The following is a 24,063-nucleotide window of genomic DNA, read 5'->3' on the forward strand; positions in this document are numbered from 1 at the left end:
TTTGATATTTTATCCGAAGCCGTTAAGTTAATCCGTTCGTGATGAGCCTGTCGAACCATGAACGGATTAACTATCAAGACAGAAGGATTTTCCATTCATCCTTCGACAGGCTCAGGACGAACGGAAAATCGGGACGCTGAATAGTTACAATTGTTGAAACAAGGTCTTTTGGTTTTGTTTCGCTGCGCGAGATACCCTACCCCAATGCCGTTAAATTATGAGAACAATCATCGCTCCGGCAGAGCTTGATTCGGGGAGTGCCGGAAACCAGACATTCGGGACGGACTTGCGAAGTAACATCCTTGTCGACTGGATACCGACAATCCATGCCGGTATGACGGCTTAACTTAACAGTATAGACCTACTCCCTGCACTCCAACCCCACCAACTTCCCATCCTTATCAAAATGCACCGTGGTATAAGCACTGTTACGACTACGCGCCAGCACATCCCTGTCGACTCCGAAAAACCGGCTCAACTCCTTCACCTCCAGCGCCGCAGCAGCTTCCGGTTTGGTCTTGCGCTTGCGCAACTCACGGCGCACGCCGTTATAAACGCCCCAAAACACCCACATCAACGCAAGCGCCAGCAGCGTCTGTCCATAAACGCTCAACATATCGCGCAGCTCCGGGTAGCCGCCTGAATAACTCACCCAAACGGCGCAAAAATTCTTCTGCAACAACCAGCAGCTCAACGCCAATAACGGGAACAGCAGATAAGCCCACATCAACCAGCCCGCCAGCATCAGGATAAAAGCAACTACACGCTGCCCTGAAGACTGTAAATGCGAAGACTCAATGACCAGTTGCGTCACTTTTTACCCAGCCCCCTGTCCACAGTCACCCATAGCGCGCGCTGCCCTCTCTCCTTGGCTAGCGCCCTCATAAAACCGACCACCGTCGTGCCCACATTATTCAGCCAATACACCAGCGGATACCAGATCATCCAGTAATAATAACGGCTGACGCCGCCGATCCGCGCTTCATAGCGGGAGTCTATGGCGAGACTGACGGCGAACTGCGCCAGACAGGTCATGCTCAGCAACATGCCCGGCCAATCGGGAATCAGCTCGGCTATATTGTAATGCGGATGAACGAATTGATTCACTATCCAGCCCGACAGCACAAATACCATCAAGTAAGACCAGAGTATGCTCAGCAGGCATTCCAGGTAAATAGGCCACATGCGCCGCGCCGACCAGCGCAGAATATCCCGGGAATAACGCAGCAGGACTTCCGCGCCGCCCTGAGACCAGCGCAGGCGCTGCTTCCACAGTCCTCGCAAGGTTTCCGGCATCAGCACCCAGCACAAGGCATTGGTTTCGAAGCGTATGTCCCAGCCTTTGAGCTGCAGCTTCCAGCTGATGTCGATATCCTCGGTCACCATGTCGTTGCTCCAGTAACCCACGCTGTGCAGCGCCGACTTGCGAAACGCCGCAATAACGCCTGAAACGGTAAACAAACGTCCGTAAAAACGCTGGGCACGCTTGATCAGGCCGACTATGGCGGAAAACTCACCTACCTGGATTTTTCCGAGCAGAGTGGAGCGGGTGCGGATGCGCGGATTCCCGGTCACCGCACCGACACGCGGATTTTTCAGGAAATGCCTCACCATCCAGGAGACCGCTTCCGGGGCCAATAGCGCGTCGCCGTCTATGCAGACCAGAAATTCATGCCGCGACAGCAACGCACCGGCCTGTAGCGCCATGGCTTTCCCCTGATTGCTGGCCAGATTGACCACGCGCAGCTCCTTGCGTTTTTTGGCCAGATCATTCAGAATCGATAAGGTTTCATCACGGCTGCCATCGTTGATAGCCAGAATTTCAAAATTGGGGTAGCGTTGCTGCAGAAGAAACTCTATGGTTTCCTGTATGTTATCCGCTTCGTTGTAACAGGGAACCAATATTGAGACGCCGGGCGCGGGAGCTCGCATGACCGGCATGTCGTCTACCGTATCCCCTTCTTTGCGCTCCCAGGCCAGATAATATAAAATAGCCCCCAGCATCCAGACATGAGCCATCACCAGCGGGTAATAAAACACATAGTCGCACACCAGATCGCTCAACCCACGCCACAGAACAGTCAACAATTCATTCGTTGAAATCAACTGCCGCGGAACGTGTAGCAGGTCAGACAGATTTCCGCTTACTGTACTCATCAGGGGTAATAAGGCAACGAAAATTCACGTTCCATGTCGGCTTGGCGCGGCTGATCTTCAATATAATTATCAGGATAATAGCCGACATGCACTGCTCCCAGCTTTTGCACCTGCTGTATTTGCGCAAGAAACGTCGACATCGGTATCGGTTTTTGGGTATTCCAGTCGACCGTCTGCAATTCAAACACGGTTTTCTTCAAACCATCGGGGTAGGTTGCAATTTTGCGCACCACTTGTTCCAGCCATGCTTCTGGGTTTTCAGCCTTTTCCATGAAGGGCATCGCTTCTATGGCCACATAATCGTAATGTTTAAACGCGGTTTCATAGGATTGCGCATACCACGCTTCGCTCTCCGGACTCAATAACGGCAAGGCGTAATAATTGCGCGCGGTTTTGATGCCGGGCCGATAGTAGCGGACTTTGGCGGTCAGGTAATCCGTCCATTCGTCCAGGGCTTCGGTTTTATGGCGCGCCCATTTCATCAATACCGCATCGTTCGCGCGCAAGCGTGCAGGGTCGCCGCTTAATTTCCAGGAGTTTTTAGCGACAGACAGCGCTTCGGGCGTTACATCCTCAAAATCCGACAATATGGCGTCGTCATGGTACAGCACCCCGTTGACCGGCGCGTATTTCGCCAGATCCTCATAAATCTCGCCCACTACACGCCTGGCATTTTGATTGAACGGAGACAGGCGCTTATAGATATGCCGCCCCAATACCGGCTTGCCGTCATGCCATTCATGAACGAACCAGTCGTCCGGGGCGTTGATGCGGAACGCCAGCGTCGGCATCCAGGCGTAAACCTTGACGCGCGTCCGGGTAAACAGCTGCCAGGCCGCGCGGTTAAACAGATCGGCGCGCATAGGCAAATGCCGGTTCGGGAAATACAGCGCGTCGGCATTGCCATCGCCGTCGGGATCGGCAAAGGCCTGAAGGTACACGGCATTGACCCGCATCCCCTGTATGCGGTCTATCAATCGCCCCAGATTCTGCTCCTGCCGCTCGGGGTCCGGGTCGTAGATATAATCCAAGTCCACATGCACGACATGCAGCGGGCGGTCATCGATACGCAATGAACCCAGCAGCCTGGAAAAATCGGCAGTATCCGGATTCTCGGTAACCAGCAGGCGCTTGAGACCGGGCAAGTCCGCCAGGGTATTCAGGCCGTCGCGCAATCCCAGGGTAATCCCCATTCCCGCATCGGACGCGGCCTGTATCAGCGGTTGATTGAATTCGCCGTACGGCCAGACGATGACCCGCGGGCGAAACCCGATGTGCTGAAAAATATCGTTCGAGCTGCGCTGTATGTCTTGGCGTACGCGCTGCAGGTAGTGTTCATCACTTTCATAGCTTTTGTCTGCCGGATCGTATATCCGGTTGACGCCAGCAGGCAGGGGATTACCTTGCGGATTGGCCAGAAGCCCTCTATGCAGATCATGACTGTGAGACGCAATTTCCACCAGCCCGGACCGTTGCATTTCCCTGAGCTGTTCCCAGGTCAACAATTCTTCTATCGACGGCGCGCCATCTACCCTCGCCTTGCCCGCCACGTTTTCCATCCAGCTGCCGACTACGGCGACCATGGCCGGATAATGAAAACGCTGCAGCAATGGAAAAACCTTTGTGTAAAAACTGGCGTAACCGTCGTCAAAAGTGATCAATACCGCTTTGTGCGGCAAATGACGCTTTTTATCTCTGGCATCGATCAGGTTCTGCACGCTGACCGGATGATAGCCGTTCTGTTGGAGCCACTCGAAATGCAGTAGCAAATGCGCGGTGCTTACCGCAGTCTGCCCCGCTTTGGCGTCGCGTGCGACTTCATCCTTGATATCATGATACGAAAGCACCATGAAGCTGTCCGGCGAAAAAACAATGTTCCCCGCCGAGACTTCGTATGCCGGCAAAAAAAGCGCGCAGGCAAGCAGCACGAGGATGACACGCCTGACAGGGTTTAGCGGTCTCAATTCAACAGATCGAACCGATAAAGCGTCCTTCATTGCACCAGAGCCAGCAACACGCCTGCGGCGACGGCGGAACCGATCACCCCCGCCACATTGGGCCCCATGGCATGCATCAGCAGAAAATTATGAGGATTGCTTTCCTGACCCACCTTGTTGGCGACGCGCGCGGACATCGGCACCGCCGAAACGCCGGCGGCCCCGATCAGCGGGTTGACCTTGTGTTCGCTGAAGCGGTTCATCACCTTCGCCATCAGCACGCCCGAAGCCGTACCGAAACTGAATGCGATGGCGCCCAGAATCAGAATACCCAGGGTTTCAGCACGTAAAAAAGCATGTGCGCTCAGTTTGGAACCGACCGCGAGCCCGAGAAAAATGGTTACCACGTTAATCAGTTCGTTTTGCGAGGTCTTGCTCAGCCTTTCCACCACGCCGCTCTCGCGCATCAGATTGCCCAGGCAGAACATGCCGATCAACGGCGCGGCCGAAGGCAACAGCGCGGCGCTGAGCGACAGCAGTATCAGCGGAAAAATCACCTTTTCCTGTTTGCCGACATGCCGCAGCTGCGTCATTTCGATCAAACGCTCTTCCGGCGTCGTCAGCGCGCGCATGATCGGCGGTTGTATCAACGGCACCAGCGCCATATAGGAATAGGCGGCTACCGCAATCGCGCCCAGCAGATCGGGTGCCAGACGCGACGACACATAAATTGCGGTCGGACCGTCGGCGCCGCCGATTATTGCAATCGCAGCCGCATCCTTGAAGGTGAAATGCATGCCGGGTACGATATTGAGCGCCAGCGCGCCTATCAATGTGCCGAAAATACCGAACTGGGCGGCCGCTCCCAGCAATAATGTCTTGGGATTAGCCAGCATCGGGCCGAAATCGGTCATCGCGCCGACGCCCATGAATATCAACAGCGGGAACACACCGGACTTGATGCCCAGATACAGATAAGACAGCAGACCGCCCTCTTCCGCGATACCGGCCACCGGTATGTTGCTCAATATCGCTCCGAAACCGATAGGCAGCAATAACAGTGGTTCGAACCCTTTTCTGATCGCCAGGTAAATCAGCAGAAAGCCGACCCCCATCATCACCAGCTGCCCCCATTGAAAATTGGAAAGCCCGGTACTCAGCCACAGATCGAAAAAACTACCCATTCCGTATCATCCCAAGGTGACCAGTACATCATTGGCTGTAACGGTATCGTTGACATACACAGCTACACGTTTGACAACACCGGCATTTCTCGCACGCACTTCCGTTTCCATTTTCATCGCTTCCATGACGACAACCACTTGTCCCGCCTGTACATGCTGTCCCGGCTTGACGTTAATCCGTAAAATATGACCGGCCATTGGCGCTTTGACAGTCTCGATCACGGCGCTGGCGCCGGAAGCCGTTGCCGGCTGCGCGGAAACCTGCGCAGCCGCTGCCTGAATCGAGACGACATCGCCGCCGGAGGCCACCTCGACATGATAGAATTTACCATTAACCTTTACATTATAGGCACATGGGCCGTTATCGACAGGAACAGCAGGCAACGGCGTGGAATTCTTTACCGAGGCGTCCGTGCCTGGCGCGGGCTCGAATGCCAGCGGCTTGCCGCGATTCTGCAAAAACTTCCAGCCGATTTGCGGAAACAGCGCGTAGGTCAATACATCGTCGATTTCTTCCGCGGCGAGAATTACCTGCTCTTTTGCCGCCATCATGCGCAGTTCGCTCTGCAAACGCTCCATTTCCGGTTCCAGCAGGTCGGCGGGACGGCAGACTATCGGCTGCTCTCCGGCCAATACGCGCTGCTGCAGCGCCGCGTCTATCGGCGCCGGCGTAGCGCCGTATTCCCCCTTGATGACGCCGTAGGCTTCCTTGGTTACGGTTTTATAACGTTCGCCGGAAAGCACGTTGATAACCGCCTGCGTACCAACGATTTGCGATGTCGGCGTTACCAGCGGAATAAAGCCCAGATCCGCGCGCACGCGCGGAATCTCCTCCATGACTTCATCCATCCGCTCCAGCGCGCCCTGCTCCTTCAACTGGCTTTCCATGTTGGTCAGCATGCCGCCCGGCACCTGGGCTACCAGTATACGGCTGTCGATACCTTTCAGGCTGCCTTCGAAATCGGCGTACTTTTTGCGGATCTCGCGGAAATAAACGGCAATTTCCTCCAGCAACTCGATATTCAAACCAGCTTCGCGTCCGCTGCCTTCGAGCGCGGCGACAATAGATTCGGTAGCGCTGTGACCGTAAGTGCCGCTCATGGAGGAAATGGCGGTATCCACGTTGTCCACGCCGGCCTCTATCGCCTTCAGCAAGGTCGCAGTGCTCAGGCCGGTGGTGGCATGGCTGTGCAGATGGATCGGCACCTGCACGGCCTGCTTCAGCCGGGCAACCAGTTCTCCGGCGACATAAGGCTTCAGCAATCCGGCCATATCCTTGATGGCTATGGAGTGAACCCCCATGTCCTCCAGTTTTCTGGATAAATCGATCCAGGTTTCCAGTCCGTGCACAGGACTCACAGTGTACGAAATCGCAGCCTGTGCGTGCTTGCCAACGTCAATGGCCGCCCTGATTGCGCACTCGAAGTTGCGCGTATCGTTCAGTGCATCGAAAATGCGGAATATATCGATGCCGCTTACCGCCGCGCGTTCGACAAAACGCCGCACCACATCGTCGGCATAATGGCGATATCCCAGTATGTTCTGCCCGCGCAGCAGCATTTGCTGCGGCGTATTGGGCATGGCTTTTTTCAAGGCTCTGATGCGCTCCCACGGATCTTCACCCAGATAGCGGATACAGGCGTCGAAAGTAGCACCCCCCCAGCTCTCCATCGACCAGAAACCGATCTGATCGAGTTTCGCGCATATCGGCAACATGTCATCCAGCCGCAGGCGCGTTGCCAGCAGCGACTGATGCGCATCTCGAAGCACAACCTCGGTTATGCCTAGTGCTTTGACCATAAACAAGCTCCTTGAAAATGTTTGCTGTTACTGATTACGATAACGATGAAGCGCTGCCGATATTACCGCGACCAGCTCCATCGCGTCAGAGGCCTCGTCGTCCGATACCGCGCTCTCCGGCAACGCCGAATGTTCGTGCAGGGGTAACGGTTCGGGGTCGAACCGGCTGATGATACGTGAACTGACGTTGATAACCCAGACCAGCAGCATCAGGAATAGATAAACTATCCCCATGCCGATCAGCATGAGCTTTAAGCCCTGTTGTATAAGTTCGCCTAAGGATGGTTCCACAATCCGCAACGCTCGACAGTGATGTAAACTGGGCGCATGATAATCTGTAGGTGTGCTAAAGTCGATCTGAATCGCATTACGCGACCGGGCCTTGGCTATGGCAACGGGAACGAATCTGTAGTTTAATCGGCACATACTTGGTTTTTTCTCTAGTTTATCGGACTCATCATGGTTATTACATTAAAAATTCTCGCCGTACTCATCGTACTGATACTGATCGTCGGATTAATCAACCCGCGCTGGGTGCTGTTCTGGATGAAATCGCCCGACCGCCTGACCTTATCCAGTATCTGCATCATCGCCTTCATGGCGACATGGACCGGTATCGCCAAATTGACGCTGACCCCGAAACAGTTATCCGCCGAACACCATCAACAGCAGGATGAGAGAGAGAACGATCAGCGCAACGCCCTGCAACTTGACGCGCGCTGAGGCAGTTACAGCCCCGCCGAAGCCGAGCGGACGAAAACAGGCACAAGCATCCCGCAAGGACTCAGTGCGCCGCTCTTTGCCCGTTCATACGCAAGCGCTACTCTCATGGGTTATGAAGCCACCTGACAACACTAAAAACATTCAGAACCCGTCCCTCTCGTCGCTCTATCCACTTAAATCTAAGGAGGCAGTATGCGCGCTACCATTAAAAATTTGTTTCAGTATCTGCTGATCGGCGTTCTCGCCATTTTACCGATCGTGATCGTCATACAGGTTGTCATGCTGATCAAAACCTTTATAGCAAGCAGCTTTTTTCATGTCTACGGTTACGTCGACAGTTATTCGTTTACCCTGCTGCTGCTGGGTTTGACCATGGCCGGTATTTCGTATATAGGCTATACCATAGTTCAAAACAGAAACTCGCTGATCATCTCCTCTGTTGACCTGCTGGTTGAGAAAATTCCGTTACTCAACACAATCTACAGGGTATCGAAGAAGGTCATCAGCATGTTTTCGGCGACTGGCGACAATGACAACAAACGCGAAGTGGTATACATCGAATATCCCAACAAAGGCATCTGGGTCCCTGCATATGTAACCAATCGCAGCGGCGAATGGTACGTCCTGTTCGTGCCGACCTCGCCCAACCCGACTTCCGGCTTTACCGTCGTCGTTCATGAGTCGAACACCATCAAATCTTCACTGAATATCGAAGAGGTCACCAGCTTCATCATCAGCGTCGGGGCCGACTTTCCCAAGTCCGGCGAAGTGGCGAACCTTCCGCACTGAACAAAATCTTCTACCCACAGCAGCGTGATTAATGCTAGGATTGGCGGGCGTGCCTGCATGCAGGGAACTCATACCTTCCCCCCTCCGGCACACTCACAAAACAAAAAGCTTTTTTAGGAGTCGTAGACCATTATGAATAAAGTCAAACTGGCAAGCACCCTGCTGGGCGCTACCTTGATGTTCGGTGCGGTTGTCCCTTTCGCCTCTGCCGCTGCAGTCAGCGAAACCATTTTCAACGGCGCAAAGCTGTACAAACGCGAACGTTGCGAAACCTGCCATGGCGCGACGGCAGAAGGCGGCCCTGCGTTCCCTAACCTGGTAACCGGCCTGAAAAACCTGAATCAGGAGCAGTTCAAGGCGGTTGTGCTGAACGGACGCGGCAATATGCCCGCATTCAGCGGCAACAAGAAAGTTGCCGACGGTATCGACAGCCTTTACGCCTACCTGAAAGGCAGATCAGACGGCACCGTTCCAGCCGGCGATCTGGAAGTGGCGAAATAAGTTAAAGCGCCCTGTTTACTGCAAATCCGGCGCTCTGTCTCAAGGCCGGATTTGCAGTCGCATTTAAACCACTCGTCGCTACATTCTACCCTGCCGTTACTACGGCGCAGGCCAATTTCCTGCTCCTCAGCGCTTTACATGCCGTGTTCGCATCATCGCGTTCCAAGCCGCTGATACGGGCCGTATATCGCCGGTTCTTTCCGCTGTTATGCACCGATACGAACGATCTTCCGTGCGCCAGCGCCGAGGAAGCTTTCATCGCTGATTTCAGCGCACGCTCCGCATCCGATTCAACAGAAAATAAAGCACCCACCTGGACTGTATAGAGCTGTTTCTGCGGGAACATTTTATTGACATGCGCGTTGAGCCGCGTCGAGGCCGAAGATTTCGGCTTGTGCAAGGCTTCGGCATGGTATTCGTTAATCCCGCCAGCGGACAGCATCCTGGCGATGCTTTCAGGGCGGCGCAGCAATGCGCGGTCTTCGCGCTCGCCAAAACCCGGATTATGAGTCAACGCATCGCGTCCATCCAGCTGATCGAAGCCGTCATCGAGAATTTCACGCATATGGGCGTCGCGGCGCTTGTAGGAATTGCCGCCGAATACCACACCGATCAAACGATGGCCGTTACGCCGCGCCGATGCAACCAGGTTAAAACCGGAAGCGTTGACGAAGCCGGTCTTGATGCCGTCCGTACCCTGGTAGGTTTCGAGCAGGTGATTGTGATTATGATAAGAGCGCCCGCGAAATTCGAAACTCTGCGTGGAAAAATAGGGATAGTATTGCGGAAAATTCTTTTGCAGCGCGCGTCCCAGCCGGTACATATCCCAGGCGGTCGTCCACTGATTGGGATGCGGCAGACCGGAAGCATTGTAGAAAGACGATCCGGTCATGCCGAGCTGCCGCGCTTTCTGCGTCATCATTTCAGCAAACTCCGCTTCGGAACCTCTGCCCAGATGTTCTGCAAGCGTGGTAGCCGCATCGTTGGCCGACTGCGTTACCACCGCCAGGATGGCCTGTTCGACCGTCAAACTCTCCCCCGTCCGCAACCCGAGGCTGGATGGCGGTCGCGAGGTTGCATGCGACGAAGCCATCACCATCGAGTCGAGCGTCAATTCCCCACGGCTCAACGCTTCGAATACCATGTAGAGCGTCATCATTTTCGTCAACGAAGCGGGGTGCCGCAATTCATCGGGCGATTGCGAATACAATACCCGCTCCGAATCGACATCCACAACCAGCGCCGAATAGGGCGCCGCTTTCGCTTCGGCCTGAATCAACAGAAAAACTCCGGCTGCTATTCCGACGAAACGTAATAGCAGTGAACTATTTTTTATTACAACCATAAGGCGCTTGAGTGTGTTTGTAGAGGTAATGTATGCGCGTAAACCTGGCGGGAAGCGGTCAGCGCTGTTTCATGACGCGCTCCTTTTCGCGCTGCCAGTCCCTGCCCTTTTCCGTTTCGCGTTTATCGTGCAGCTTCTTGCCTTTGCCCAAACCGATTTCCAGTTTGGCGCGGCCTTTCTTCCAGTACATCGATAACGGGATCAAGGTGAACCCCTTGCGCTCCACGCTGCCGATCAGCCGGTTCAATTCGCCGCGATTCAACAGCAGCTTGCGCGTTCTAACAGCGTCAGGATGCACATGCGTGGATGCCGACAGCAAAGGCGATACGTGCGAACCCAGCAGCCAGGCTTCGCCGCCTTTCAGAACCACATAGCTTTCCTTGAGCTGGGCCCTGCCCTCGCGCAGACTTTTGACCTCCCAGCCCTGCAACACCATGCCCGCTTCGAAGCGTTCTGAAATAAAGTAATCATGCGTTGCAATCCGGTTGACTGCAATCGTGGCGGAGCCCGGCTGACTTTTGTTTTTCTTTGCCATTGTTTTTCGATGTATCCGGAATTTGCCTGACTCAATTGTCGGTTTCTGGTATTTTACCCTATCATCGAGTTTTATAGCGGAGGAAGAATGTCCGATCAGGTTACAGCACGTGCGCTATGGTCTTCCAGAGCTGCATTTATTCTCGCCGCCAGCGGTTCCGCCGTCGGCCTCGGCAATATATGGAAGTTTCCCTATCTGGCCGGAAGCTATGGCGGCGGCGCTTTCGTTCTGGTTTATATCGCCTGCGTAGTAATCATCGGCGCGCCGATCATGATAGCCGAAACCATGCTCGGCAAACACGGACGAGGCAACCCGGCACATGCCATGCTGGCGCTGGCGCAACAGGCCAAAACCCATCCGGCCTGGCAATATCTGGGCTGGGTAGGCATCATTATCGGTTTTCTGATCCTGTCGTACTATAGCGTCATAGCTGGCTGGTCCCTCGCTTATATTTTCAAGGTCAGCGGCGCGCTCAATGTCAATATCAGCCCTGCAAACGCAATCAGCCGCTTTAACGACTTCAAATCCTCCAGCGATTTTCAGATTATCTGGCACACGCTGTTCATGGGTCTGACTTATCTTGTCGTCAGCGGCGGAGTAAGCCGCGGCCTGGAACGCACTACGCGCTACATGATGCCGGCCCTGCTGGTCATGCTGCTGTTGATGGATATTTACGCGCTGAATTCCGGTGGTTTTCTTCAGGGACTGCGCTTTCTGCTGCACCCCGACTTCAGCAAACTGACCACGGAAGGCCTGCTCGCCGCCATGGGGCAGGCTTTTTTTTCACTGGGCGTCGGCATGGGCGCCATCATGGTTTACGGCTCCTACCTGCCCGACGATGTATCGATTCCACGCTCCAGCGTGATTGTTTGCGTCACCGATACTATCGTCGCGCTGATGGCCGGAATGGCGATCTTTCCCATCGTTTTTGCCAATGGCCTCGAACCCTCCATGGGCGCGGGCCTGATTTTCGAAACCTTGCCGATTGCGTTCGGTCACATGCCCGGCGGAGGATGGCTCGGTGCGATTTTCTTTATTCTGGTCTTCTTTGCCGCGATTACTTCGGCCATTGCGCTGATCGAACCGGCTATCGCGCTGTTATCGGAAAAGTTTGATCTGGACCGCGCGCGCGCCAGCCTGTTGGTCGTTGCCGCATGCTGGCTGGCCGGCTTTGGCACCGTTTATTCCTTCGGTGAAAACCCGGCGCGCTGGTTGCACGGAAAAACCTTTTTCGAACTGATCGATTTCGTGACTTCGGATCTGCTGCTGCCGATCAGCGGCGTGCTGATTGCGATCTTCAGCGGCTGGAAACTGAGCGCTACGATCAGCCGCAGCGAATTCGACCCGCAACAGGGCCGAACCTGGCGTGCGTGGCTGGTATCTATCCGCTATATTGCGCCGGCAGGGGTCGTGTTAATTTTGCTTGACGCACTGGGGCTCCTGTAATGACCATCATACACAAAAGCGCACTGCTCAAATTTCCGGCGCATCAGATGTTCGCCTTGGTTGACGACATTCCCGCCTATCCGCAATTTTTGCCGTGGTGCAATTCCAGCCGCATTCTCAGCCGCACGGAAAATATCGTCGAGGCCGAGCTAGAAATTGCGCAAGCCGGTTTCAACCACCGCTTCAGCACGCGCAATACGCTGATCGAACAGAAAGAAATCCGCATGGCGTTGATTGCAGGCCCGTTTAACCGTCTGGACGGCGTATGGCAGTTCACCCCACTACGCAGCGACGCCTGCAAAATCAGCCTTGAACTGGAGTTTGAAATGAGCGGCGCATTGTTCAGCCTCACTTTCGGAGCCATTTTCAATCAGATAGGCAACACCATGATCAATGCATTCAGCGATCGCGCCAAAGCCTTGTATGCCACTGCGAACAACGAATATGCTGATTGAAATCGCTTACGCGAAACCCGGGCGACAGCGCCTGCTGTCGCTGGACGTGCCCGCAGCAACAACGGTGCAACAGGCTATAGAACAATCCGGCATTATAGTGCAGTTCCCGGAGATCGACCTGAATGTTAACCGTGTCGGCATTTTCAGCAAGCCGTGCAAACTGGATCAGATACTGCAAGCAGGCGACCGCGTGGAAATCTATAGGCCGCTGATTGCCGATCCGAAAGAGGCGCGGAAAAAGCGGCTTAGTAGCGCAAAGATCTAGCGCGGGGATAGCAGGTCAAGCCTGTCTGTTGCCGCCTCCTTCGTAACGAAGAACCGTAACAATATGAAGTTATGAACATACGGTCGAAATAAAACGGAACAAATCGGTATTTCTTGTTTTTTTAAGCCATCAACTTTACAGGTGAATAATAATGCGCTCATTAAAATTCATGTATTTCAGATCGATCCTGCTTGCCGTTATCGTATCAAGCGGCCTGTCCGCTTGTGGCGGCGGTATGGGCGGCGGCGGTTATCCTATGGCCATGGGAGGAATGGGTTATGGTATGGGGCGCGGCCCCGCTACCGTTTTCGGCAGTCCCTACGGTTGGGGACGCACGCAAAATGATGTGATTGTCGACAGCAATCGAGACAGAACCGTCGCGGTGGACAACAACAATGGCTGGAATCGTGAGCGTAACAATGCCGGCGTTTATGACAACCGCGAACAAGGCTGGGAACGGGGCGGCGGGTTCTACCATCCGGGAAGAATTTAACCGGCTCCATCTGCGCCTTATCGAAACGATGAAACTCCAATTCCTAGCTTAGAGGATTTATTGTTATGTTCAGAACCATGCCGGCTGTTGCATTCAGCCTGATTTTATTGTTGTCCGGCGCTGCGATTGCGGCGAATAATTCAGATACCGGCGATATAGCGGCTGTCGCCCCCGCTTCCTACCACCTCCTGGACCCTGCCTGGCGAGTAATGGAACAAAAGGTTACCGCCTTTGTCGGCCAACAGAAGCAGAGAGAAGTAGTCGATATGGCCTATGCCACAGTCGCCGCCGACGTTTGCGATAAGCTGGATGTGGATGAAAAAACGCTCGATAAAGAATTCAACCTTTTATCGGCAGATATGCAAAAGAAAAACAACCCGGGAGAACAGGCCCAATTCGAAAAAGAGTTAATGGGGTATTACGGAGTGTATGTCGGATTGATTGTTGCTGAAAGCATGCAAAACAAAGTTTTGTTCTGCAAGGAAGTCGAGAATGTAAGAACCAAAAAAGGCGGGCCGAGCCGTTATTGGAGCGCGGTATCCTCGACTCCGAAGTAACCCATATTGAGCCTTGTTCAAATGCCTATCAGGCTTTGCTGGCCAGGCACCAACTGATTTGCAGCATGAGCAAGAAAGGTGACTGCTACGATAATGCCGCCATGGAAAGCTGGAATCACAGCTTTAAAGTCGAGGCTATCCACGGCGAGCGATTCCAGACCAGGGATGATGCCAAACACCACGTCTTCGATTACATCGAAGTGTATTACAATAGGAAACGGCTTCATTCGAAACTGGGCTATTTGTCCCCAGAGGCCTTTGAACTTAAAAATATCGCTTAGCGAGGTGTCTGCTGAATCTGGGCAGGATCACTTCTGCATTGATTGACAGGACGGACAGCAAACTATTGCTCAATCTGCCAATAGGGCAATATGAAGACATTAACCCGACTTTCCGTACGCTTGCTATTCGACTCCAAATCCATCCGGAGCATGGAAAACAAAAGCAGCCTACAGCCGCATATTTCCGGCTGTAGGCTGCTTTACGCTAACGAAGTAAACTCAGCACGTGACTGCTACTGGCATTCGCTTGCGCCAGCATCGCCGCGCTCGATTGTTGCAGGATCTGATTTTTACTTATATTGGACATTTCAGTGGCCATATCGACGTCCTGAATGCGACTGCGCGCCGCACTCTGATTTCCATTTCCTATAGCCGACTGCAGGTTCGCGATTGCGGAAACCCCATCATTGGCATTCTGCGAAGCTTGCGTCATGCCATTGATTTGACTGGTCAACTTATCAGAAATCGCTAAGCCTGCCGCATCATCCTGAGCGCTGTTGATCCTCACGCCAGCAGACAGTTTCTGCGTGGCAGCCTGAGTTTGTCCTAGGTAGCGTTGTGAAGTGAGTGACCCTACGTTTGTATTGATAATTAATGACATTTTAGTCTCCTGGAAAACCCGGTTTTCGATTACCGAATGTTGAGTGTCGCCGTTCTCTGGGCTCATCTAGTTTTAAATAAACCACGCCCCGTATCGGTTATCGGATGCAGTTTTTTTAAACTTTAGGTGCTTGTACTTTGGGTTTCCGGAAAAAAGGCATCGGAACTTTCACTCGGCTATATCGAATTGTGTCATGATTGTGTTACATGAATATGTAAAACGGCGTGCAGATTTCTTCACTTTTTTAATTGCTGAAAACTGAAAACATCAGACACAATTACATGAACTAATGCTCCGGGAGAGCTTTGTTGAGCCATGTCCTTGGTGGCCGGACGAACAATCTCAACCGGAACAGGGTATCGGATCGATACCATAAGCAGTGACCCGGTTCCTTCCCTGGCTTTTCGACACATACAAGGCCTTGTCCGCCCTTTCGATAAAACCATGAGCCGTTTCGCCGGGAAGATAAGTGGCGACGCCCAATGAGACGGTAATGCAGCCAATAGGCGCTTCGCTCGTCGGGCGGCGAATCTGGCATGCGGCGATTGCGACACGAATAGATTCCGCCAACGCGCGAGCGCCTTCCAGCGGCGTCATCGGCAACAGCACTGCAAACTCTTCACCACCATAGCGGGCCGCCAGGTCCTGACCTTTAATATTACGCTTGAGTATTTCGGCGACAACCTGAATGACTTTGTCGCCAAAAAGGTGGCCATAGCTGTCGTTGACCTTTTTGAAATGATCGATATCCAAAAACAAAAGACTCGGACGAGGCCCGCCTGCATTACATGCACCCAACAGTCCGCTCATGCTCTCATCAAAATTGCGTCGATTGGCCAGCCCCGTCAAACCATCCTCCATTGCCTTTTGACGAACCCGCGTCACTTCGGCGCGCAACGTTTCTATTTCCTTATGGCTTTGCGCCAGCTGTTCGCTGAGAGAAGCTGTCGATAAACGCATTTTATCCGTTTTATGGAGCATCCGGTCCATGCTGCCGCTCCGCATCAGGATTGCAGGCGTGGACTCGCGGAACAAATTGCGTAAGCGGCCGAGAAACGAGCCTTGATTCCGGTTGCTTTCGGTAGGCGCAACAGCGGCTTCTGTTGTCAACTCCCGGCTGAACTGTTGCAGAGAAGTATCGTAAAGCTGCACCTGCGTTCCGGCTTCCGCAACCGACATCGCCGTTGCCGAAATAATACGCTGGAGGTTAGACGGAAGTTCATCGCTTACATTGGCGCTTCCGGCCGCAATGAACCGGCTGTACAACGACGTTATTGACTGTTCGTCCAAAACGATTTGATTTTTCAACAGCTCGTCAATCGCGCTGTTCAGTTCAGGGTTCATTCCGGCCGCATACTCGTACCAGACCGTAAAACTGATAGGATTCATGGGTGCGGCATGCCTGATCATCAACGGCATGACCTTTTTTAACAGAGCAATGCTGTCTTCTACATTTTCCCGGTAGCGCACCCCTCCCCTCCCACACAATGACTAAAGCGTGCGCGCCAACACCAGCGCATCTTCCCTGCCCTTGCTGGCAGGATAATAGCCCTTGCGCTGACCGATTTCATTAAAACCCAGACTGAGATACAGATTAATGGCTTTTTGATTAGAAGGCCGGACTTCCAGCATCATCATTTCCGCGCCTTTATCGCGCGCAAGCTGCATCAGATTTTCCATCATCGCGCGTCCGTAACCTTTGCCCTGGGCGGCGGGCGATACGCAAACATTGAGCACATGCGATTCGCCGGCGCCGACCGAAGCGATGCCGTACGCCTGGATCCGGCCCAGTTTTTCGGCAACCCAGCAGATATAGTTGACTCTGAAACAATCCCTGAAAGTTTGCGGCTCCCACGGAAACTCGTAGGCCGCATTTTCGATTTGCAGTACCGCATCGATATCCGATTTTTTCATGCGGCGATAAATCACTTCGGCCGCTTCGACCAGACTCGGGTTATATTTACTATAGAAATCCCTTTCCGCATCGTATTGTATCCAATCCTTGAGCACCTGAAAAAAACCGGACATAACGCTTAACATTGCTCCCGATAGACTTTTGCCGCCAAACAAAGATCATCCCATGCCCGGCGCTTTTCGAGCGGCGATCTCAGCAAATAGGCGGGATGGTAGGTAACCACCAAAGGGGTTTCAGCATAACGGTGAACGCTACCGCGCAACTTGCCGATCGGCGTTGCCGTTTTCAATAGATTCTGCGCCGCTATGCGTCCCACGGCGAGAATAATACGCGGTTTTACCAGCGCGATCTGCTGTTTTAGATAACTTTCGCAAGCCGCCACTTCTGCGGGCTGCGGATCGCGATTACCCGGAGGACGGCATTTGAGTATGTTCGCTATATACACCTGCGTTCGCGGCAAGCCAAGCGCGAACAGCATTTCCGTCAATAGCTGGCCGGCGCGGCCGACGAAAGGCTCGCCTTGCAGATCCTCCTGCTCGCCGGGCGCTTCACCGATCACCATCCAATCGGCTTCGTGATTGCCGACGCCAAAAACGGTTTGCGTGCGGCTGCCATGCAACCCGCATGCAGTACAGGCTCGTACGCGCGCTTCCAGATCATCCCAAGCCGATGTTCCTGCCGATGACTCCACCATTTCAGCAGCGAGATGTTCAGCCTCTGACAGCGGAACCGTGTCGTTTGAATTTACGGGGAGTGCGACAACAGGCTCGGCAGCAACGCCGGCCTGCAGATGCAAACCGGTGTCCTCTGCCATCACAGTTTCCAATGCTGCCTTATCCGCCAAAACGTCTACTTTATTAATGTCAGAAACCTGAAATCGAGGCACCCAGACCGGTATGCCCATCGCATCCAGGTAATCCAGCCGTTGTTGCTCGGAGTTAATCATTTATCAGAGGAGTAACAATCGGCCTCAATCAAACCTCCCCAACCTGGGGGTGCGTGCGATCTTTCCCGCTCAACAGCTTATTGACGGCATTGATATACGCCTTTGCCGAAGCGATGACTATATCGGTATCCGAGCCCAGCCCATTGACGATACGCCCGCCCTTTTCCAGCCTGACCGTGACTTCGCCCTGCGCATCGGTGCCGCTGGTAATATTATTCACCGAATAAAGGGTTAAGCTGGTTCCGGTATTCACCAGCGATTCTATGGCCTTGAGACTGGCATCCACCGCACCGCCGCCGCTGGCTGCGCCGGTCAGCTCATCGGCATCCACCTTCAAGGTCACCGAAGCGCACGGTATTTCACCGGTTTCGGAACAAACTTTCAGAGCCACCAATTTAACGCGCTCATCGTCGGATTCGCCGCCGGCCTCATTCAACAACGCCTGAAGATCTTCGTCGAATATTTCGTGTTTTTTATCGGCAAGCTGTTTGAACCGGAAAAAAACCGCATTCAACTCTTCTTCCGAAGCAAACCCGGCGCCGAGCTCCTGCATGCGGGTGCGAAAGGCGTTGCGTCCGGAATGCTTGCCCAGCACCATGCGATTGGCGCTCCAGCCGACTTCTTCCGCGCTCATGATCTCATAGGTTTCGCGGCTTTTCAGCACGCCATCCTGATGGATGCCGGACTCGTGCGCAAAGGCATTGGCGCCAACGATAGCCTTGTTCGGCTGCACAGGGAAGCCGGTAATGCTCGACACCAGTTTGGAACAGGCGACGATTTCACGGGTATCCACTTCCGTATGACAGGAAAAAAAGTCCTTGCGCGTTTTCACCGCCATGACCACTTCTTCCAGCGCGGCATTGCCGGCTCTCTCTCCCAGGCCGTTGATGGTGCATTCCACCTGACGCGCACCATTGGACACCGCCGCCAGCGAATTGGCTACCGCAAGCCCGAGATCGTTGTGACAATGGACGGAAAAGATGGCCTTGTCGGAATTGGGAATACGCTGCCGCAATTTTGCGATCAGCAAACCGAACTGTTCCGGCATCGCATAGCCGACAGTGTCCGGGATATTCAGCGTTCCCGCTCCGGCGTCGATTACCGCCTCCAGTATGCGGCATAAAAAGTCTTCTTCCGAACGCCCGGCGTCTTCCGGAGAAAACTCGACGTTATCGGTAAACTGACGCGCGCGCTTGACCGCCCTGACCGCGTATTCGATGACCTGCTCGGGCGACATATTCAACTTGCGCTGCATATGTATCGGAGAAGTCGCTATAAAGGTATGGATGCGCGAATTGCGCGCGCCGGCAAGCGCGGCCCCCGCGCAGTCGATATCCTTGTCCAGCGCGCGCGCCAGCCCGCAAACGGTGGAATCGCTTATCGCTTTGGCCACCGCCTGCACCGATTCGAAGTCCCCCTGGCTGGCGGCGGGAAAGCCGGCTTCAATGATATCGACCTTGAGCCGTTCCAGCGCGCGCGCAATGCGCACTTTTTCTTCGCGGGTCATCGACGCGCCGGGACTTTGCTCTCCGTCGCGGAGAGTGGTATCAAAAATTATCAGTTTTTCGCTCATGAACAAACTCCATGAATACCGGACAGCCACAGGGCCGTTATCCGGAAGATGATTCGGATTTGTGGGTATTTCAGTCTGTATGAGAGAATCGTGTATGCCCCTGGCGGGGCAGCAGCAGGCACAGAAAATCGGCGTCCAGGCCGAGGGCTTGAACGGTTTTCCTGGTGAAAGGCCTTGTTTCGGCCATGTTATGACTTACGACCCATGCGATGTTGTCTTAATACCAAAAGCGTCAATATCGGTCCGGACACGGCATACCCCGCAAACATGGCGAACAGCGTAAGCGGCGGATGCGTGAAAATCACGGCGAATGCCAGCATGATCATAATCGCCTTTACAAAAGGCATACGCCCATGAAAATCGATATCCTTAAAGCTATAGTAGCGGATATTGCTTACCATCAACAAGCCGGTAGTAATCGCCAACACCGAAGAAACATAAGCAAGCGTCTGCCCGTCCCAGCCCTGATCTATCGACAGCCAGACGAAACCGGCAATTATGGCGGCGGCAGCCGGACTGGCCAATCCCTGGAAATAGCGCTTGTCCGCCGTGCCGATCTGGGTATTGAAACGCGCAAGGCGCAATGCGCCGCCCGCGCAATGTACGAAAGCGGCAACCCAGCCCAGTTTGCCCAACTCAGACAGCGACCAGATATAAATCAGTACGGCGGGTGCAACGCCAAAGGAGATCAGATCCGACATGCTGTCGTACTCGCCGCCGAACTCGCTCTGGGTATTGGTCATGCGCGCCACCCGTCCGTCCATGCCGTCCAACACCATGGAAACGAACACGGCAATAGCGGCCAGTTCGAAGCGATGATTGATCGCCGCGGTAACTGCGTAGAACCCGGCGAACATGGCCGCAGTAGTAAAAAGATTAGGCAGCAGGTAAATCCCGCGCCGGCGTTTGGACAACTGCGGCTGTTCGCTCATAATACCCTCCGGTATAGGCTTATGCTGTTAAATCCAGGCCCATCCCCGTGAAACAATGTATGGCGCTTCTTTCTAACTTAACGACACTGTTCCCTGGGTAGAGAGGCCAGAAGCGGCTAGTTCCTGGTTTTATCCACAATCTTGTTGGCTTTGATCCAAGGCATCATATCACGCAAACGAGCGCCTACCTGCTCGATCTGGTGTTCGCGCCCCAAACGGCGCTTGGCTTTCAGCGTCGCGGCTCCACCCTGATTTTCCAGGATAAATTCGCGAGCAAACTCGCCGTTCTGGATTTCGCGCAGTATTTTCTTCATTTCCTTCTTGGTTTCTTCGGTAACCACGCGCGGACCACGCGTCAAATCGCCGTACTCGGCGGTATTGGAAATGGAATAACGCATGTTGGCGATACCGCCTTCATACATCAGGTCGACGATCAGTTTCAGTTCGTGCAGACACTCGAAATACGCCATCTCCGGTGCGTAACCGGCTTCGACCAGCGTTTCGAATCCGGCCTGAACCAGCGCAGTGGCGCCGCCGCATAATACCGCCTGCTCGCCGAACAGATCGGTTTCGGTCTCTTCGCGAAAAGAGGTTTCAATAATACCGGCGCGTCCGCCGCCATTGGCCGAGGCGTATGCGAGCGCAATTTCCTTGGCGCGGCCGCTGGCGTCCTGGAAAACAGCAATCAGCGAAGGCACGCCGCCGCCCTGGGTATAGGTCGAACGCACCAGGTGGCCCGGACCTTTCGGCGCGATCATGATCACGTCCAGGTCTGCGCGCGGCACGATCTGCTCGAAATGGATGTTAAAGCCATGAGCGAACGCGAGCGCAGCTCCCTGTTTGATATGCGGTTCAATCTGCTCGCGGTACAGACGCGACTGATGCTCGTCAGGCGCCAATACCATGATCACATCGGCCGCCTTCACGGCTTCTTCTATGCTCAATACGGTCAGGCCGGCATTCTGGGCTTTTACCGCCGAAGCGGAACCCTGGCGTAGCGCAACAATCACCGATACGCCGGACTCTTTCAGGTTCAATGCGTGCGCGTGTCCCTGTGAGCCATAACCAACAATAGCGACCTTTTTGTCCTGAATGACGGAAAGGTCGGCATCTTTATCGTAATAGACCTGCATGATATTCCTCTTATATTTCTGTTGCGTTACGAATGTTCAATAATGATTTATTTGTGCCGCCGCTTTCGAAGCGGCGGGTAGGTGCGCGCGTCACGCAACGGAGAGACTCAGCGCCTTCTCGCCACGCAGGATGCCGGTAGTACCCGAGCGCACGACTTCGATGATGCGCTCTTCGCCCAAGGCGTCGAGAAACGCGTCAAGTTTGGATTTTTCGCCGGTCAGCTCGATAACATAAGTGCCTGCGGTTACGTCGAGTATGCGCCCGCGGAAAATATCGGCCAGACGCTTGAGTTCGTCTCGTCCGCTTTCAACAGCATGTGCCTTGACCAGCAACAACTCGCGCTCGATATGCGGAAACTCAGAAATATCAATCAGTTTCACCACGTCGATCAATTTATTGAGCTGCTTGGTAATCTGCTCGATGATTTCGGTGCTGCCGGAGGTTACCAGCGTCATGCGCGACAGCGTAGGGTCCTGAGTCGCCGCGACGGTCAAGGTCTCGATGTTATAACCGCGCGCGGAAAACAGCCCGGCCACGCGCGACAGCGCGCCCGCTTCGTTTTCAATCAAAATCGAAATAATATGCCGCATATCAGGCCAGCTCCCCGTCGACATCGACCCCCGGAGCCAGGCGCATGTCGTGATGCGCCTTACCAGCCTCGATCATAGGATAAACATTTTCAGTCGGATCGGTCAGAAAATCCAAAAACACGGTTCTGTCCTTGAGCTCAAGCGCCTGCTCCAGCGCCGATCTGACTTCCGACGGCTGTGTGACGCGTATGCCGACATGCCCGTAGCTTTCCGCCAGCTTGACGAAATCGGGTATGGTTTCCAGATAGGACTGTGAATAACGGCTCTCGTAAGTGAACTCCTGCCACTGCCGAACCATGCCCATGTAACCGTTGTTCAGGGTTATGATTTTAATCGGCGTCCGGTACTGCGCCGCAGTCCCCAGTTCCTGAATACACATCTGTATGCTGGCCTCGCCGGTGATGCAGGCGACAGTGGATTCCGGGAACGCCAGCTTGACGCCGATAGCAGCAGGCAGACCGAAGCCCATGGTCCCCAGACCGCCGGAATTGATCCAGCGGCGCGGCTTGTCGAAGCGGTAATACTGCGCGGCCCACATCTGATGCTGGCCGACATCCGAAGTGATGTAGGCCTCGCCTGCGGTCAGTTCGTATAATTGCTCAATCACATATTGCGGTTTGATCAAGTCGCTGTTCTTGTCATATCTCAGACACTGAACTCCTTGCCAACGCGCGATTTTACTCCACCAATGCTCAAGCGCAACCTGATCGGGTTTCTCTGCGCCTGCGCCCAGCAAGTGCTGCATCTCATCAAGCACCGGCCCAACCTCGCCGACTATAGGCACGTCCACGCGCACGGTCTTGGCTATGGAAGCCGGATCGACATCGATATGGATAATTTTGGCCGCCGGACAGAATTCGGCGAGTTTACCGGTCACACGATCGTCGAAACGCGCGCCAACTGCCAACAGCACATCGCACTCATGCATCGCCATATTGGCTTCATAAGTACCGTGCATGCCGAGCATGCCGAGAAACTGTTTGTCGGTTGCCGGGTAGCCGCCCAGGCCCATCAGGGTATTGGTAATCGGAAAGCCGAGCGCGCGTGTGAAACGCGTCAACTGTCCGGCCGCATTGCCGAGTATCACCCCGCCGCCGCTGTAGATCATCGGCTTTTTGGCGGACAACAACAAGGCCATCGCTTTCTTGATCTGCCCGTGATGCCCCTTCACCGAAGGGTTGTAGGAGCGGATGTGCACGCTTTTCGGGTACGAATAAGGCACCCTGGCCGAGGGATCGGTCAAGTCTTTGGGAATATCGATCAATACCGGGCCGGGACGGCCGGTGGTGGCGATATAGAACGCCTTTTTTACGATCTCGGCCAGTTTGGTTACGTCCTTGACCAGGAAATTATGTTTCACGCACGGACGGGTGATTCCGACAATATCGGCTTCCTGAAACGCATCGCTGCCGATTACCGGCGTCGGCACCTGCCCGGTGATCACCACCAGCGGAATGGAGTCCATATAAGCGGTCGCGATACCGGTCACCGCATTGGTCGCGCCCGGCCCGGAAGTGACCAGCACCACGCCGGGACGCCCGGTCGCGCGCGCATATCCGTCAGCAGCATGAGTCGCCCCCTGCTCATGGCGTACCAGAATATGCTTGATGTCGTTCTGTCTGAACAGCGCGTCATAAATATGCAGGACGGCGCCGCCCGGATATCCGAAAATATACTCGACGCCTTCGTCCCTCAGACACCGAACCAGTATGTCTCCACCGCTAAGAACCACGTTAGCCTGCTCCCAAAAATAGGACGGGGCGATCTGCACCCGGCCGGATATTCCCCATCACACAGGGGTGACCTTTTATGATACCGAGAATTGGCTATATCATCAACATCACCATCAGGGAACCCTTACCTGTCAAAGTTGACAGAATGGCAAACTCACACCCCACCAAACA

26 protein-coding genes are annotated in these 24,063 nt (G+C 54.2%); 9 read left to right on the plus strand and 17 right to left on the minus strand.

The window, feature by feature from the left end; all coding sequences use genetic code 11:
• Positions 1-361: 361 nt before the first annotated feature.
• From pgaD to F6R98_RS15755, 6 genes are read right to left on the minus strand one after another with little or no spacing between them, the layout of a single operon-like run.
• On the minus strand, positions 362-814 hold the full coding sequence (pgaD, locus tag F6R98_RS15730) for a poly-beta-1,6-N-acetyl-D-glucosamine biosynthesis protein PgaD (protein ID WP_153249864.1): 453 nt from the start codon (positions 812-814) through the stop codon (positions 362-364).
• Positions 811-2,157, minus strand: coding sequence for a poly-beta-1,6-N-acetyl-D-glucosamine synthase (gene pgaC / locus F6R98_RS15735; protein ID WP_153249865.1), 1,347 nt, complete (start codon positions 2,155-2,157; stop codon positions 811-813). Before pgaC ends, pgaD begins: the two co-directional genes overlap by 4 nt.
• Positions 2,157-4,154, minus strand: coding sequence for a poly-beta-1,6-N-acetyl-D-glucosamine N-deacetylase PgaB (pgaB, locus tag F6R98_RS15740; protein ID WP_228124915.1), 1,998 nt, complete (start codon positions 4,152-4,154; stop codon positions 2,157-2,159). The genes pgaC and pgaB overlap by 1 nt, the downstream gene beginning before the upstream one ends.
• Positions 4,151-5,278 (minus strand): sodium ion-translocating decarboxylase subunit beta, encoded by a 1,128-nt coding sequence (locus F6R98_RS15745; RefSeq protein WP_153249866.1) that lies wholly within the window; start codon positions 5,276-5,278, stop codon positions 4,151-4,153. The genes pgaB and F6R98_RS15745 overlap by 4 nt, the downstream gene beginning before the upstream one ends.
• Before the next feature lie 6 nt (positions 5,279-5,284).
• Entirely contained in the window at positions 5,285-7,078 is a 1,794-nt protein-coding gene (oadA, locus tag F6R98_RS15750) for a sodium-extruding oxaloacetate decarboxylase subunit alpha (protein ID WP_153249867.1), read from the minus strand.
• Positions 7,079-7,105: 27 nt separating this feature from the next.
• A complete protein-coding gene (locus F6R98_RS15755; RefSeq protein ID WP_407079250.1) occupies positions 7,106-7,504 on the minus strand; it encodes an OadG family protein in 399 nt (132 codons plus the stop codon).
• 33 nt (positions 7,505-7,537) lie between these two features.
• On the opposite strand from F6R98_RS15755, the gene F6R98_RS15760 reads away from it, so the two are divergent.
• The 3 genes from F6R98_RS15760 to F6R98_RS15770 all read left to right on the plus strand — a co-directional run bounded on the left by F6R98_RS15760 (position 7,538) and on the right by F6R98_RS15770 (position 9,091).
• A complete protein-coding gene (locus tag F6R98_RS15760; RefSeq protein ID WP_153249869.1) occupies positions 7,538-7,801 on the plus strand; it encodes a hypothetical protein in 264 nt (87 codons plus the stop codon).
• A gap of 192 nt (positions 7,802-7,993) precedes the next feature.
• The gene (locus tag F6R98_RS15765) at positions 7,994-8,590 is read left to right on the plus strand and encodes a DUF502 domain-containing protein (protein ID WP_153249870.1); all 597 of its coding nucleotides are present in this window, start codon (positions 7,994-7,996) and stop codon (positions 8,588-8,590) included.
• 132 nt (positions 8,591-8,722) lie between these two features.
• A complete protein-coding gene (locus F6R98_RS15770; protein WP_153249871.1) occupies positions 8,723-9,091 on the plus strand; it encodes a c-type cytochrome in 369 nt (122 codons plus the stop codon).
• Positions 9,092-9,176: 85 nt separating this feature from the next.
• Here F6R98_RS15770 and F6R98_RS15775 read toward each other — a convergent pair whose 3' ends face one another.
• Together F6R98_RS15775 and smpB are read right to left on the minus strand one after the other, a co-directional pair.
• Entirely contained in the window at positions 9,177-10,436 is a 1,260-nt protein-coding gene (locus F6R98_RS15775) for a D-alanyl-D-alanine carboxypeptidase (RefSeq protein ID WP_153249872.1), read from the minus strand.
• 58 nt (positions 10,437-10,494) lie between these two features.
• Complete coding sequence (gene smpB / locus F6R98_RS15780; protein WP_153249873.1) at positions 10,495-10,971, minus strand: SsrA-binding protein SmpB; 477 nt, start codon at positions 10,969-10,971, stop codon at positions 10,495-10,497.
• 87 nt (positions 10,972-11,058) lie between these two features.
• On the opposite strand from smpB, the gene F6R98_RS15785 reads away from it, so the two are divergent.
• The 6 genes from F6R98_RS15785 to F6R98_RS15810 all read left to right on the plus strand — a co-directional run bounded on the left by F6R98_RS15785 (position 11,059) and on the right by F6R98_RS15810 (position 14,468).
• A complete protein-coding gene (locus F6R98_RS15785; RefSeq protein ID WP_153249874.1) occupies positions 11,059-12,417 on the plus strand; it encodes a sodium-dependent transporter in 1,359 nt (452 codons plus the stop codon).
• Complete coding sequence (locus tag F6R98_RS15790; protein WP_153249875.1) at positions 12,417-12,872, plus strand: type II toxin-antitoxin system RatA family toxin; 456 nt, start codon at positions 12,417-12,419, stop codon at positions 12,870-12,872. Before F6R98_RS15785 ends, F6R98_RS15790 begins: the two co-directional genes overlap by 1 nt.
• On the plus strand, positions 12,862-13,137 hold the full coding sequence (locus F6R98_RS15795) for an RnfH family protein (protein ID WP_153249876.1): 276 nt from the start codon (positions 12,862-12,864) through the stop codon (positions 13,135-13,137). Before F6R98_RS15790 ends, F6R98_RS15795 begins: the two co-directional genes overlap by 11 nt.
• A 151-nt stretch (positions 13,138-13,288) precedes the next feature.
• Positions 13,289-13,630: a hypothetical protein gene (locus F6R98_RS15800; RefSeq protein WP_153249877.1), complete on the plus strand. Its 342-nt coding sequence runs from the start codon at positions 13,289-13,291 to the stop codon at positions 13,628-13,630.
• A 65-nt stretch (positions 13,631-13,695) separates the two neighbouring features.
• On the plus strand, positions 13,696-14,187 hold the full coding sequence (locus tag F6R98_RS15805; protein WP_153249878.1) for a hypothetical protein: 492 nt from the start codon (positions 13,696-13,698) through the stop codon (positions 14,185-14,187).
• Positions 14,188-14,288: 101 nt separating this feature from the next.
• On the plus strand, positions 14,289-14,468 hold the full coding sequence (locus F6R98_RS15810) for an IS3 family transposase (RefSeq protein WP_407079318.1): 180 nt from the start codon (positions 14,289-14,291) through the stop codon (positions 14,466-14,468).
• Between the two features lie 205 nt (positions 14,469-14,673).
• Here F6R98_RS15810 and F6R98_RS15815 read toward each other — a convergent pair whose 3' ends face one another.
• The 9 genes from F6R98_RS15815 to F6R98_RS15855 all read right to left on the minus strand — a co-directional run bounded on the left by F6R98_RS15815 (position 14,674) and on the right by F6R98_RS15855 (position 23,891).
• A complete protein-coding gene (locus F6R98_RS15815; RefSeq protein ID WP_153249880.1) occupies positions 14,674-15,069 on the minus strand; it encodes a flagellin N-terminal helical domain-containing protein in 396 nt (131 codons plus the stop codon).
• A 342-nt stretch (positions 15,070-15,411) separates the two neighbouring features.
• A complete protein-coding gene (locus F6R98_RS15820) occupies positions 15,412-16,539 on the minus strand; it encodes a GGDEF domain-containing protein (RefSeq protein ID WP_153249881.1) in 1,128 nt (375 codons plus the stop codon).
• 21 nt (positions 16,540-16,560) lie between these two features.
• Positions 16,561-17,097, minus strand: coding sequence for a ribosomal protein S18-alanine N-acetyltransferase (gene rimI, locus F6R98_RS15825; RefSeq protein ID WP_153249882.1), 537 nt, complete (start codon positions 17,095-17,097; stop codon positions 16,561-16,563).
• A 5-nt stretch (positions 17,098-17,102) separates the two neighbouring features.
• Positions 17,103-17,930 (minus strand): uracil-DNA glycosylase, encoded by an 828-nt coding sequence (locus F6R98_RS15830; RefSeq protein ID WP_194269978.1) that lies wholly within the window; start codon positions 17,928-17,930, stop codon positions 17,103-17,105.
• 28 nt (positions 17,931-17,958) lie between these two features.
• Positions 17,959-19,503, minus strand: coding sequence for a 2-isopropylmalate synthase (locus F6R98_RS15835; RefSeq protein WP_153249883.1), 1,545 nt, complete (start codon positions 19,501-19,503; stop codon positions 17,959-17,961).
• A 188-nt stretch (positions 19,504-19,691) separates the two neighbouring features.
• Positions 19,692-20,435, minus strand: a complete 744-nt coding sequence (gene pssA, locus F6R98_RS15840) for a CDP-diacylglycerol--serine O-phosphatidyltransferase (protein WP_153249884.1) — start codon at positions 20,433-20,435, stop codon at positions 19,692-19,694.
• 116 nt (positions 20,436-20,551) lie between these two features.
• Entirely contained in the window at positions 20,552-21,568 is a 1,017-nt protein-coding gene (gene ilvC / locus F6R98_RS15845; protein WP_153249885.1) for a ketol-acid reductoisomerase, read from the minus strand.
• A gap of 90 nt (positions 21,569-21,658) precedes the next feature.
• Positions 21,659-22,159 (minus strand): acetolactate synthase small subunit, encoded by a 501-nt coding sequence (gene ilvN / locus F6R98_RS15850; RefSeq protein WP_153249886.1) that lies wholly within the window; start codon positions 22,157-22,159, stop codon positions 21,659-21,661.
• Between the two features lies 1 nt (position 22,160).
• Positions 22,161-23,891, minus strand: coding sequence for an acetolactate synthase 3 large subunit (locus tag F6R98_RS15855; RefSeq protein ID WP_153249887.1), 1,731 nt, complete (start codon positions 23,889-23,891; stop codon positions 22,161-22,163).
• Positions 23,892-24,063: the final 172 nt, after the last annotated feature.

Origin of the sequence: Candidatus Methylospira mobilis (genome assembly GCF_009498235.1) — a bacterium.
In the GTDB taxonomy this organism is placed as follows: Bacteria; Pseudomonadota; Gammaproteobacteria; order Methylococcales; family Methylococcaceae; genus Methylospira; species Methylospira mobilis.